The organism is Pseudomonas sp. PS02302 (assembly GCF_029959585.1).
GTDB lineage: Bacteria > Pseudomonadota > Gammaproteobacteria > Pseudomonadales > Pseudomonadaceae > Chryseomonas > Chryseomonas aestiva.
On sequence record NZ_JASCON010000115.1, the window covers coordinates 1 to 12,804 of the forward strand.

The 12,804-nt window shown below is 67.6% G+C and carries 10 protein-coding genes; 5 read left to right on the forward strand and 5 right to left on the reverse strand.

Annotated features, from left to right (window positions below):
- Positions 1-86: 86 nt before the first annotated feature.
- On the reverse strand, positions 87-935 hold the full coding sequence (locus QMX82_RS24245; RefSeq protein ID WP_282288349.1) for an ureidoglycolate lyase: 849 nt from the start codon (positions 933-935) through the stop codon (positions 87-89).
- Between the two features lie 43 nt (positions 936-978).
- The gene (locus QMX82_RS24250; protein WP_282288351.1) at positions 979-1,719 is read right to left on the reverse strand and encodes an SDR family oxidoreductase; all 741 of its coding nucleotides are present in this window, start codon (positions 1,717-1,719) and stop codon (positions 979-981) included.
- A gap of 151 nt (positions 1,720-1,870) precedes the next feature.
- Between QMX82_RS24250 and QMX82_RS24255 the strand changes: the two genes are divergently transcribed.
- Entirely contained in the window at positions 1,871-2,635 is a 765-nt protein-coding gene (locus QMX82_RS24255; protein WP_282288353.1) for a FadR/GntR family transcriptional regulator, read from the forward strand.
- Between the two features lie 938 nt (positions 2,636-3,573).
- On the forward strand, positions 3,574-4,404 hold the full coding sequence (locus QMX82_RS24260; protein ID WP_282288355.1) for a PhzF family phenazine biosynthesis protein: 831 nt from the start codon (positions 3,574-3,576) through the stop codon (positions 4,402-4,404).
- A gap of 7 nt (positions 4,405-4,411) precedes the next feature.
- Here QMX82_RS24260 and QMX82_RS24265 read toward each other — a convergent pair whose 3' ends face one another.
- A complete protein-coding gene (locus tag QMX82_RS24265) occupies positions 4,412-6,229 on the reverse strand; it encodes an alkaline phosphatase family protein (protein WP_282288357.1) in 1,818 nt (605 codons plus the stop codon).
- A 132-nt stretch (positions 6,230-6,361) separates the two neighbouring features.
- Here QMX82_RS24265 and QMX82_RS24270 point away from each other — a divergent pair, with 132 nt between their 5' ends.
- On the forward strand, positions 6,362-7,144 hold the full coding sequence (locus QMX82_RS24270; protein ID WP_208693951.1) for an aldolase: 783 nt from the start codon (positions 6,362-6,364) through the stop codon (positions 7,142-7,144).
- Positions 7,145-7,153: 9 nt separating this feature from the next.
- Here the strand turns inward: QMX82_RS24270 and QMX82_RS24275 are convergent, their stop codons facing one another.
- The gene (locus tag QMX82_RS24275) at positions 7,154-7,435 is read right to left on the reverse strand and encodes a hypothetical protein (RefSeq protein ID WP_282288360.1); all 282 of its coding nucleotides are present in this window, start codon (positions 7,433-7,435) and stop codon (positions 7,154-7,156) included.
- A 368-nt stretch (positions 7,436-7,803) separates the two neighbouring features.
- Positions 7,804-9,891 carry a PAS domain-containing protein gene (locus tag QMX82_RS24280; protein ID WP_282288362.1) on the reverse strand — a complete coding sequence of 696 codons (2,088 nt, stop codon included), beginning with the start codon at positions 9,889-9,891 and terminating at the stop codon, positions 7,804-7,806.
- A 305-nt stretch (positions 9,892-10,196) separates the two neighbouring features.
- Here QMX82_RS24280 and QMX82_RS24285 point away from each other — a divergent pair, with 305 nt between their 5' ends.
- Together QMX82_RS24285 and QMX82_RS24290 are read left to right on the forward strand one after the other, a co-directional pair.
- Positions 10,197-11,558, forward strand: coding sequence for an MFS transporter (locus QMX82_RS24285; protein WP_208693953.1), 1,362 nt, complete (start codon positions 10,197-10,199; stop codon positions 11,556-11,558).
- Between the two features lie 152 nt (positions 11,559-11,710).
- Positions 11,711-12,804 (forward strand): 2-isopropylmalate synthase (locus QMX82_RS24290; RefSeq protein ID WP_282288364.1); only part of this gene is annotated, 1,094 nt, incomplete at its 3' end.

A 12,804-nucleotide genomic window follows, 5' to 3' on the forward strand; every position in this document is an offset into this window, starting at 1 on the left:
CCCGCCGGCGGCCCCCGCCGGCCCGGGGCCGGGCCGCACCCCGGGGCCCCCGGGGAGGCTGATAGGCAGGGGTGGGGCTGTCGGGTCTAGTCGGCGGCGACGGTACGCTGGTGCTGCTCGCCCAGGCCCTGGATGCCCAGGCGCATTTCCTGGCCGGGCTTGAGGTACACCGACTGCGGCTTGACGCCCATGCCCACGCCCGGCGGGGTGCCGGTGGAGATGACGTCACCCGGCTGCAGGCTCATGCAGCGGCTGAGGTAGGCGATGATCTGGGCCACCGTGAAGATCATGGTGCGGGTATTGCCGTTCTGGTAGCGGTGGCCGTCCACCTCCAGCCAGAGATCGAGATTCTGCGGATCGGCCACCTCGTCGGCGGTGACCAGCCAGGGGCCGAGCGGGCCGAAGGTGTCGAAGCCCTTGCCCTTGTCCCAGGTGCCGCCGCGTTCGAGTTGCCACTCGCGCTCGGAGACGTCGTTGACCACGCAATAGCCGGCCACATGGTCCAGGGCATTGGCCTCGTCGATGTAGCGCCCGGCCTTGCCGATCACCACGCCCAGCTCCACTTCCCAGTCGGTCTTGGTCGAGTCGCGGGGGATCTGCACCGCGTCGTTGGGACCGCAGATGGCGCTGGTCCACTTGTTGAACACCACCGGCTCCTTGGGCACGTCCAGGCCGGATTCGGCGGCGTGGTCGGCGTAGTTGAGGCCGATGCAGATGAACTTGCCGACCCGACCCACGCAGGGGCCCAGGCGCGGGGTGCCGTCCACCAGCGGCAGACTGTTTGGGTCCAGCTGGCGCAAGTGGGCCAGAGAGTCGGCGCCGAGCGCCTCGCCGGTAAGATCGGCCACCTGGCCGGAGAGATCGCGAAGTCGGCCCTGGGCATCCAGCAGACCGGGTTTTTCCTGGCCCTGGGGGCCGTAGCGCAAGAGTTTCATCGGAGCTCCTATGAGGGGAAAAGGGTGCGGACGAAAAACGGCGTCAGACGCTCCAGCCACCATCGATCACCTGGGCAGTCCCGGTGACGAAGGCGGCGGCGTCGGCGGCAAGATACAGGGCGAGGGCGGCGATCTCCTCCGGCCGACCGACGCGACCCATCGGCTGGCGGGCGGCGAAGGCGGCCTGCACCTCGGCTTCGCTGCGGCCTTCGCGAGCGGCCTGGTCGGCGATGCGCTGGTGCAGCGAGGGGGAATCCACGGTGCCGGGGCAGATGGCGTTGCAGCGGATGCCCTGGCCGACGTAGTCGGCGGCCACCGACTTGGTCAGGCCGATCACCGCCGCCTTGCTGGCGCCATAGGCGCAGCGATTGGCCACGCCCTTGAGGCTGGAGGCGATCGAAGCCATGTTGATGATGCAGCCGCCGCCCTGGGCCAGCATGCCGGGCAGCACGGCGCGGATCATCCGGTACATGGCGGTGGCATTAAGTTCGAAGGAGAAGCGCCAGGCCTCTTCGTCGCAATCGAGGATGCTGCCGGCGTGGACATAGCCTGCGCAGTTGAACAGCACGTCGAAGCTGCCCAGCTCGGCGACCAGGGCGGTCACGGCGGCCGCGTCGGTGACGTCGAGCACCCGGGTCTGCAGCCCTTCGAGGCTGTCCAGGGCGGAGGCATTGATATCGGTGGCGATGACCTCGGCACCGGCGCGATGAAAGGCGAGGGCGGTGGCCCGGCCGATTCCCTGGCCGGCGGCGGTGACCAGGACGCGTTTGCCTGCGTGACTCATGTGGAGACCTCTTGGCTGATTATTGTTGTGAGTTGCCTGACCGCCAGCGGTCAATGGTCAGGCCATTGGTCCTATTGTTTAGACCCTGCTAGGCTCTCAGGCAAGGATTTTTTCGCGGCAGACTGCGCGAGCTGCATGAGACGAGACCGCCATGCCCCTTCAGGTGATTGAAAAACCACGGCTTTACCGGCAGATCGCCGACCAGTTGCGCGCCCTCATCGACGGCGGCGAATACCCGCCGGGCAGTTGCCTGCCCGCCGAGCGCGAACTGGCCAAGCAACTGGGCGTGAGTCGGGCCTCGGTGCGTGAGGCGCTGATCGCCCTGGAGGTGATCGGCCTGGTGGACGTGCGCGTCGGCGACGGCGTGCGGGTCTGCGCCCCCAGCGCCCCGCCGCCACCGGATACCCCGGTGCTGGAGCTGGCCGGGCGCGGCCAGTGGGCGGAGATGGATCCGGAGCTGAGCCTGGCGCTGGATCTGGACGCCGAGATCCCGCCCTTCGCCCTGCTGCAGGCGCGCCGCCTGGTGGAACCGGAAGCCGCCGCCCTGGCCGCCCGGCACGCCAGCGCCAGCGAACTGGCCGGCATCCGCGCCGCCTATTTTCGCAACGTCGAGGACAATCGCCTGGGCTCCACCACCCATCCCGGCGACCGGCTGTTCCATATCCGCATCGCCCAGGCCAGCGGCAACTCGGCCTATGCGCTGCTGCTGCGCCATCTGCTCGGCCATCGCTACGGCAGCATGTTCCAGCTCCTACAGCGCCGCTACACCCCGGAAGACATGCCCGACCGCTCCCAGCAGGAGCACCTCGCCATCCTCGAAGCCCTGGAAGCCCACGACCCCGACGCCGCCCGCCAGGCCATGGCCGCGCACCTCGATGCGGTAACCCGCATCTTCGCGCGGCCGGCGGTGGAGTGAGGGTGCCGTGCCCGCGTTGGGCTTCGCTGCGCTCAGCGCCAACCTACGGGTGATTGGTGATTGGTGATTCGTGCGTAGCGCCAACCTCCGCGCAGAACCGCCCCCTCTCCCTCTGGGAGAGGGTTGGGGTGAGGGTGGGTAGCCTGGTCGTTGGGCTTCGCTGTGCTCAGCGCCAACCTACGAGGGATCTACGGACTGTGGACAAGGCTGCGCCGTTGTCCACGCTACGAAGTAGCGCCAATCTCCGCGCAGAACCGCCCCCTCTCCCTGTGGGAGAGGGCTGGGGTGAGGGTGGGCGGTCCGACCGTTGGGCTTCGCTGTGCTCAGCGCCAACCTACGAGGGATCTACGGACTGTGGACAAGGCTGCGCCGTTGTCCACGCTACGGAGTAGCGCCAACCTCCCTCGTAACCGCCCCCTCTCCCTCTGGGAGAGGGTTGGGGTGAGGGTGGGTAGCCTGGTTGTTGGGCTTCGCTGTGCTCAGCGCCAACCTACGAGGGATCTACGGACTGTGGACAAGGCTGCGCCGTTGTCCACGCTACGCAGTGGCGCCACCCTCCGCGCAGAACCGCCCCCTCTCCCTCTGGGAGAGGGTTGGGGTGAGGGCGGGTGGTCCGACCGTTGGGCTTCGCTGTGCTCAGCGCCAACATGCGAGGGATCTACGGACTGTGGACAAGGCTGCGCCGTTGTCCGCGCTACGGAGTGGCGCCAACCTCCGCGCAGAACCGCCCCCTCTCCCTCCGGGAGAGGGCTGGGGTGAGGGCAAGCCCCGCGTCGATGCCGTAGGGCAACACCGTAGAGTGGAAAACCGCGCAGCGTTTTCCACGCGAATCCCACGCGCAACACCCTTCTGTACGGCCCCTTGGCCACCTGGCTGTGGCTGTTCCTAGCGCCTGCCGACCGCGGACAATCGGCTCTTTGCCCCAGGAGTCCGCCGTCATGTCCCTCGTCTTTCATCAGGTCGATGTCTTCGCCCAGCGCCCCCTGGATGGCAATGCTCTGGCGGTGGTCTGTGGCGCCGATGGGCTTTCCACCGCGCAGATGGCCGCCCTGGCGCGCTGGACCAACCTGTCGGAGACCACCTTTCTCCTCGAACCCACCGATCCAGCGGCGGACTACCGGGTGCGCATCTTCACCCCGCAGCGCGAGCTGCCCTTCGCCGGTCATCCGACCCTGGGTAGCTGCCATGTCTGGTTGCGTGAAGGCGGACGACCCAAGGGCGGCGAGGTGATCCAGGAATGCGGCGCCGGCCTGGTGTCGATCCGCGCCGCCGGGGAGGAACTGGCCTTTGCCGCGCCGCCGCTGGTGCGAGGCGGCGCGGTGGAGCCCGAGGTCCTGGCACGCATCGCCCGCGGCACCGGTCTTTCGCCGGAACGCATCCAGGCCAGCCAGTGGGCCGACAACGGTCCCGGCTGGGTCGCGGTGCTCCTGAAAAGTCGTGAGGAATTGCTGGCGATCCGCCCGGACTATGCCGCCCTGGAAGGCCTCAACGTCGGCCTGATCGCCCCCTGGACGGGCAGCGATGCCGAGGCGCAATTCGAGGTGCGCGCCCTGATGGGCGAGGAATTCGCCGAAGACCCGGTCACCGGCAGCCTCAACGCCAGCCTGGCGCAGTGGCTGATCCCGGCGGGCCTGGCGCCGGAGCGCTACCTGGCCAGCCAGGGCACGGCGCTGGGCCGGCGCGGCCGGGTACGGGTAGCCCGTATCGCCGACCGCATCTGGGTGGGGGGCGCGGTGCAGGACTGCATCCGCGGCACTCTTAGCCTCTAGGCACGGATCACAGCCCGACCGAGCGTCCCTTGAAGCCGGCGGCATCGAAGTAGCGGGTGTCGCCGACATTCTGGGTCTTGAGTTCGGTGACCAGCCCGCCCGCCGCCGGTGCCGAGCGCTGCACCTGATGGCTGGCCTTGACCGGCTTGCCGCCCTCCAGACTCTCGCCGATCACCCGGCCGACCAGTTGCCCCTTGGCCGGGATCTCCAGGTGCAGCAGGTGCGCCAGGGTCTGTCCAACGTCGGCGTTGCTGACCGGACTCAGGTCGACGAAGCCCTTGCGGAAGTCCGGACCGATGGCCGCCATGAAGTTGTGGGTATCGCCGCGGCTGAAGCTGCCGTGCATGCCCTGGCCCTGCTGCAGCCCGGTGTCGGCCACTTCCACGGCGCAGACGTCGGGTTTGCCGCAGCCGCTGTCATAGGAGCGGAAGTTGACCACGATGGCCGGATAGGGGGTGAGCGCCGAGCCCTTGAGGTTGATCGCCGAGAGCGGCAGGGTGCCGGGGATCTTGCCCAGGTCGTCGTCGACGAACAGGCCGCTGACGTAATCCTGCTTGAGCAGCGCCGCGACCACCTTGGGCGCCAGCGCCTTGGCATCGCCCTGGGGCAGATAGACCAGGTCCGAACCGCCGTTGGCCGCCACCACCACCTCCGGCTTGGCCGCGTCGGGGCCGATCAGGCCATTGGCCTTGCTCGGGTGCTGGCCCTGGTCCATCGCCACCGCGGCGCCCTTGGCGTCCGGATCGAGCAGCGGCAAGTTCAGCGCGGCGGCGAGATCCAGTGCGAGGAAGCCGGGCGGCAGCTGCCCCTTGGGCACGTCGGGGTAGCTGGCCTTGGCCGCCGGACTGGTCTTGCTCTCCTTGGAAATGGTGGAGAAGCCGTGGTCGGCGCTGACGAAGATGTCGGTGTTGCCGTCCAGGCCCAGCTCCTTCAGCCGGGCGCGCAGGGCATCGAGGTTGGCGTCGACGTTGCGGATGGCGGCCAGGCTGGTGGGGCCGTTGATGCCCGGGATGACCTTGCCCAGGCTGTCGCCCTGGTTGTGCTGGGTGCCGTCGGGATCGCGCGACCAGAACACCAGCACGAAGGGTTTGCCGCTTTCCTTGAAACGCGGCAGCAGCACCTGGTTGGTGACGTCGAGGAAGTAGCGTTGCTGCTCGACGTTGGCGCTCAGGGTGCCCGGCGTGGTGGCGTTGCCGGCCTTGCCGTTGGCGCCCCGGCTCGGGGCTTCCAGCGGCAGACCGGCCTGTTTCAGGGCGTCCTGCATGGCCGCGCTCAGGGGAATGCCGGTGGGATGGCCGGTGGAGTCGTCGACGATCACCGTCTTCTCGCCGTCGCGGGCGGTCACGTCCTGGATGGCCACCGGGCCGAGCTTGCCGACGGCGGCGGTGGAGAGGCCCGCCTGGCGCGCGGCGGCGAGCAGGGTTTCCTCGTCCAGGTAGTTGCCGGCGAAGTGCTCGTCGACGTCGCCCAGCACCTCGTCGTTTTCCAGGAAGGGCGTGACGCTGTTGTTCGCCCCTGGAACCGGGAAGCCGGTGTAGATCGTGTTACTGAAATCCCCGGTGTCGCCCAGGTAGTGCCCGGTGGCCAGGGCCGAGGCATTGGGCGTGGTGAAGGTCGGGAACAGCGAGTGGCTGTTCTGGAAGTTCACGCCCTCGCGCCGCAGCTGGGCCAGATTCGGCGCGGTCTGGGCATCGACGATGTTGGCGCGCAGGCCATCGGGAATGAAGAGGATGACGTTGCGCGCCGGTTCCGCGGCCATGACGGCCGAGCTGGCGAGGAGGGCGAGACTGCAGGCACGGGCAAGACGGGTGGGAAGGAACGTCATGGAAGATTCTCTGCGCAGGTGGAAAGACAGCAGAGATGTAACAAGGGATTGCTGCAATTTTATGATGACAACGCCATGACAGGGGGCGGCATCCTTTGTGCAACGGCTGGGTCCCCGTCCAAGGAGCTGCCCATGGCCCACGCCTTCGAGAGTACCGTCGCCGCTACCCGTCACCCTGATCTGGATACCCCGGCCATCCGCCAGGCCCGCCTCGATCTCGCCGCCTGTTTTCGCATGGCCGCCCGCCTGGGCCTGGGCGAGGGGATCTGCAATCACTTTTCCTTCGTGGTGCCCGGCCACGACGACCTGTTCCTGGTCAATCCCCATGGCCTGGCCTTTGCCGAGGTCACGGCGTCCTCGCTGCTGATCTGCGACTTCGCGGGCGGTGTGGTCGTGGGAGAGGGGGCACCCGAGGCCACCGCCTTTTATATCCATGCCCAGCTGCACCGGCTCAATCCCCAGGCGCGGGCGGCCTTCCACACCCATATGCCCCACGCCACGGCGCTCTGCCTGCTGGAGGGCGACCCCTTCGTCTGGGCCGGGCAGACCGCGCTGAAGTTCTATGACCGCCTGAGCGTGGACGAGGACTACAACGGCCTGGCGCTGGACGCGGCCGAAGGCGAACGCATCGCCCGGGCGGCGGGTGATGCGGCGGTGGTCATGCTGAAGAATCACGGACCGCTGGTGCTGGGGCCGAGCATCGCCGAGGCCTGGGATGATCTCTACTACCTGGAGCGCGCCGCCGAGGTGCAACTCAAGGCCATGGCCAGCGGCCGGCCGCTGAAGCCAGTGGCCCCGGCCATCGCGCACGCCGCCTGCCAGCAGCTGCTGCAGGGCAACGCCGACAGCGCCCGGCTGCATCTGGAAAGCGTGAAGCGCCAGCTGCTGCGGCTGGAGCCGGATTATCGGGACTGAAAGGGACGATCAGCCGCCGCGGCTGCGACGCTGCGGCAAGGCCCGCGGTTGCGGGGCGGAGCGTTCCAGTGCGGCGGCCGCGACCGCGGGCAGCTGGGCATCCAGTTGTTCGACCAGCCGCTCGCGCAACTGGCGCTTGAGTTCGCGACTCATGTACAGCTGGCCATGATGATCCAGCGCCAGAAAGCCCTGGCGGAGCAGATCGATGGACAGGGACTGGACGTCGGCGCCGAGGGGGCAGACATCGAAGGCGAGCGACTGAGCGTGGGCTGACGGCATCCTGGTGATCATGACTGTCCCTCCTGGACCTGAGCCCCATCTTGCCAGGCCCGGCAGAGGGCGCTGCAGTGGCAAAGCGCGGACCCGTGGACTGCTGCGCATTTTGTCGACGCGAAAAAAAGCCCGGGATCCTCCCGGGCTAAAAGCGCAGATGTCAGCTTCTACGATGCCTTTCGGCATGGAGGAGAGCTTGCCACCGCCCGCCTTATGGCTGCCTTAACGCCGCTAGCGAATCAGCTCGGCAGCAGGGCCATGCAGGCGATGGCGGTAAAGATCAGCAACAGGTGAAGCAGGGAGAGCTTGTCCATGGGCGAGGGCACGGGTAGCGACGCAAAGGGCGGATGATAGCAAAGAGCTATCAGGTGTTGCCCGGTCGCCGCTCAGGACGGCTGCAGCAGCGCCTGGATTCGTCGCTCCAGGGTATCCAGGGTGAAGGGCTTGGTCAGGACCCGCATGCCGGCGTCGAGATCGCCGTCCCCGATGACATTGGCCTCGGCATAGCCGGTGATGAACAGCACCGGCAACTGCGGTCGCAGCCGGCGCAGGGCATCGGCCAGCTGGCGGCCATTGAGCGTCCCCGGCAGGCCGACGTCGGTCACCAGCAGATCCAGAGGGGTAGCAGACGTGACCAGTGCCAGGGCGGTGGCGGCATCGGCTGCCTCCAGCACCTGGTAGCCCTGGGCGAGCATGGCATCCACCAGCAGGGTGCGGATGGTCGGCTCGTCATCCACCACCAGGATGGTCTCGCCCTGGCCGGGCCGGCTGGGTTCGAGCTCGGGATAGACCGGGGCGCTGGCCACCGGTGCCAGGCGCTGGCGCGGCAGATAGAGATGTACCCAGGTACCGGCGCCGGGCGCCGAGTCGATGCGGATCTCGCCACCCGACTGCAGCACGAAGCCGTGCACCATGGACAAGCCCAGGCCGGTGCCCTGGCCAATGGGCTTGGTGGTGAAGAAGGGGTCGAAGGCCCTGTCCAGGACCTCGTCGCTCATGCCGCTACCGGTATCGCCCACGCTCAGGCGCACATAGTCACCCGGGGGCAGCGCCTGCTGCTCGGCCTGGGTCTCGTCCAGGCGCTCGTTGCTCAGGACGATACGGATGCGCCCGCCGTCGGGCATGGCGTCGCGGGCGTTGAGGCAGAGGTTGAGCAGGGCGTTTTCCAGCTGCGGGCCGTCGATGTGGGTCAGCCAGAGCCTGGGATCGGCCTCGCGCTCCAGGGCGATCTGCGGGCCGATGCTGCGCTGGATGAGGTCTTCCAGACCGATGACCAGTTGCTCCAGGGCCACCGGCTGCGGATCCAGGGTCTGGCGACGGGAAAAGGCCAGCAACCGGTGGGTCAGGGCGGCGGCGCGCTGGGCGGCGCTGCGGGCGGTGCCCGTGTAGCGCTCGAGGTCCTGCAGCCGGCCCTGGCGCAGGCGCAGGTCGAGCAATTCCAGCGAACCGAGGATGCCGGTCAGCAGGTTGTTGAAGTCATGGGCGATGCCACCGGTGAGCTGGCCGACGGCTTCCATCTTCTGCGACTGCCGCAGCGCTTCTTCCATGAGCCGGATGCGCTCCTGCTCGTTGAGGCGCTCGGTGACGTCATAGGCGAACTGATAGGCGCCGATGCGCTGGCCCTCGGCGTCGAGCAGCGGACTGAATTGCAATTCGTAATGATGCTGCAGCGATCCCCTGTGCACCGAGATGATGGTGCTGAACGTCTCGCCGGCGAAGGCGCGGCGCCAGTGCGCGAGGATGCCGTCACGCAGGTCAGGCCGCCGCTTCAGGCTTTCGCTGAAGGAGTCGCCGATGCGCGGCCTTACCCCGATCACCTCTTCGAACACCTCGGCGCCGGAGCCGTTGACCGCCAGCCAGCGGAAATCGAAGTCCAGTACGTGGATCATGGAGCTGGCGGCGTCCACCACGTTGGCCAGGATGCGATTGGCGACCAGCGCCGCCTGCACCCGCTCTTCGAGGGTTTCGTTGAGTTGCCGCAGGGCCACCTCGGCGCGCTTGCGTGGGGTGATGTCCTGGAACAGCACGGCGACCTGGCGGCGGCTGGCCGGCTCGATGCGAAAGGCGGTCAGCTCCAGGTAGCGCCCGGTGGCCACCAGTTCCTGCTCGAAGCGGATGGCTTCGCCCGTACGCAGCACATGGCCATAGCGATCCAGCCAGGCCTGGGCCTCGTCGCCGACCATGTCGCGCAACTTCTGGCCCACCACGTTGGGAATGCCGGCATGGGCGGCATAGGCCGGATTGGCCTCGACATGCACATAGTCGCTCAGCGGCCCATGGGGGCCGTCGATGAATTCGATGATGCAGAAGCCTTCGTCCATGGCGTTGAACAGGAACTGGTAGCGTTCGCTGGCCAGGGTCGTGCTGTTTTCAGGAGGCGCGGCGCGGGCGTCGAGCTGCTGGCGCAGCTGCTGATTGCTCTGCTCCAGCTCGGCAAGGCGCGCCAGCAGGGAAGGGATGTCGGCGACAGGCACGGCAGGCTCGGCGAAAAGGATGAGGCGACGGCTTCACTTCAAAGACCGGCATTAGACGGCCCGGCATGAGAAAGTGCCAGGTGCGTCACAGATTCTTCACGGCGTTGTCCAGGGGCTGAACGCGAGCGCCAACGCAGGCTTGAGAGGCCCGGGTCTAGCCTCTTAAGAGATGTCTGACCACTCTGCTTTGGGTGGATTGACACCTTCGAAAGTCACTCATACGATGTCATATGAATATCTGGTAACAGCTTTCCAACGACCCCGGTTCACGCCGGTCAATAACAACAAGTCAGGAAGCCCATTCAATGACTATCCAGGTCACTCCCGAGACGGAGTCCGCCCTGCGGCCGCAGGTCCCGCCCGTCGCCGCTACCCAGCAAGCCTCCCGCATCACCCGCTACCGCTGGCTGATCTGCGCCCTGCTGTTCATCGCCATCGGTATCAACTACATCGATCGTCAGATGATCGGCATCCTCAAGCCCACGCTGCAGACGGACCTGGGCTGGACGGAGACCGACTACGCCAAGATCGTGTTCTGGTTCCAGTGCGCCTACGCCATCGGCTTCCTGACCTTTGGCCGCATCATCGACAAGGTCGGGGTGCGCATCGGCTACGCCCTGGCCTTCACCATCTGGACCATCGCCAGCATCGGTCACGGCATCGCCCATACCGTCACCCACTTCGTGCTGGTGCGCTTCACCCTCGGCTTCGGCGAGTCCGGCAGCTTTCCGGCCAGCCTCAAGGCGGTGTCGGAATGGTTTCCGCAAAAGGAACGCGCCCAGGCCACCGGGCTGTTCAACGCCGGCACCGCCATGGGTCCGATCATCACACCTTTGCTGGTTCCGGCCATCACCCTGGCCTGGGGCTGGCGCGCGGCCTTCATCTCCATCGGCATCGTCACCGCCCTGTGGCTGATCGCCTGGCTGCTGATCTATCGCCGCCCCCACGAGCACCCCAAGGTGAGTCGTGAAGAGCTGGCCTACATCCAGGCCGACGACGGCTCCCCGGTGGCGGCCACCCCGAGCGCCCCGACCAAGATCTCCTGGTTCAAGCTGCTGACCTTCCGCGAGACCTGGGCCTATGCCGCCGGCAAGTTCCTCACCGATCCGATCTGGTGGCTGTACCTGTTCTGGCTGCCGGACTTCCTTGGCAAGACCTACGGCCTGAATCTGAAATCCTTCGGTCCGCCGCTGATCGCCATCTATATCCTCGCCGACATCGGTTCGGTGATGGGCGGCTGGGGCTCCTCCAAGCAGATGAAGCTGGGCCGTAGCGCCAACCTGGCGCGCAAGACCACCATGCTGCTCTGCGCCCTGGCGGTCGTGCCCATCGTCACCGCCCAGTTCGTCTCCAGCCTCTGGCTGGTGGTCGGCATCATCGGCCTCGCCGCCGCGGCCCACCAGGCCTGGTCGGCCAACCTGATGACGCTGCCGTCGGACCTCTTCCCCAAGGAAGCCGTGGCCTCGGTGATCGGCATCGGCGGTACCGCCGGCGCCATCGGCGGCATGCTGATGACCACCTACAACGGCTACATCCTGGAGATCTTCAAGTCCTACCAGCCGATCTTCATCGTCGCCGGCAGCGCCTACCTAGTGGCCATCGTGGTCATCCATGTACTGACGCCGCGGCTCAAGCCGGTGCCGCTGGAGCGCATCGCGGTGGGCTGACCAGGGGTCGCCGACAGAGCAGCCGCCGGGGCCTACCCCCGGCGGCTTTTTTTCGCCCGCCGCTGTCCGGATCGCGCAGGGGGTTGTCCTGCTCGCGAGCGCAGCGGCGCGGCGCGGCGGTCAGACTCCAGGGTCCAGCCCTGGAGTCCCCCATGCTCAAGCAACCCCAGACCAAGTACGGCGCCTTTGCCGCGCCCTCGTTACCCGATCGCCAATGGCCGAGCCGTCAGCTGACCCAGGCACCGCGCTGGTGCTCCACCGACCTGCGCGATGGCAACCAGGCGCTGATCGAGCCCATGGGGCTGGAACGCAAGCGACGCTTCTTCGCCCTGTTGCTGGCCGTGGGTTACCGGGAAATCGAGGTGGCCTTTCCGGCGGCGTCCCAGACCGATTTCGCCTTCGTGCGCGAACTGGTCACGGCGGACGGACTGCCGGACGATCTCTGGCTGCAGGTGATGACGCCGGCGCGCAGCGAGTTGATCGAGCGCACCTTCGCGGCCCTGGTGGGCGCACCCCGCGCCATAGTCCATCTCTACAACGCCACCGCGCCGCTGTTTCGCCGGGTGGTGTTCGACCAGGATCGCGGCGCCACCCTGGCCATGGCGGTGGCCGGTACCCAGCGGGTGCGTGCCCTGTGCGACGCCCAGCCGGAGACGGCCTGGACCTATCAGTATTCCCCCGAGACCTTCTGCTTCACCGAGGCGGACTTCGCCCTGGAGATCTGCCAGGCGGTGCGCGAGGCCTGGCAGCCGTCGGCGGAGCGGCCGCTGATCCTCAATCTGCCGGCGACGGTGGAAGTGGCCACCCCCAATGTCTATGCCGATCAGATCGAGGGCTTCATCCGCGGCCTGGGTCCGGCGCCCCACGTGACCATCAGCGTCCATCCGCACAACGACCGTGGTACCGGGGTCGCCTGCGCCGAGCTGGCCCAGCTGGCCGGGGCGACGCGGGTGGAAGGCTGCCTGTTCGGCAATGGCGAACGCACCGGCAACGTCGACCTGGTGACCCTGGCGCTGAATCTCTACAGCCAGGGGATCACCCCGGGGATCGACTTCTCCCGCCTGGAAGAGGTGGCCAGCGTGGTGGAAGCCTGCAACCAGCTGACCCTCCATCCGCGCCATCCCTATGGCGGTCGCCTGGCCCAGGCCGCCAATACCGAGCAGGGCGCGGCCCTGGGACTCGTCGATCCGGTCGAGCTCGGACTCAGGGCCCGGCGGGGCGGGCCCCGTCGGGCCGCCCCCCCCGG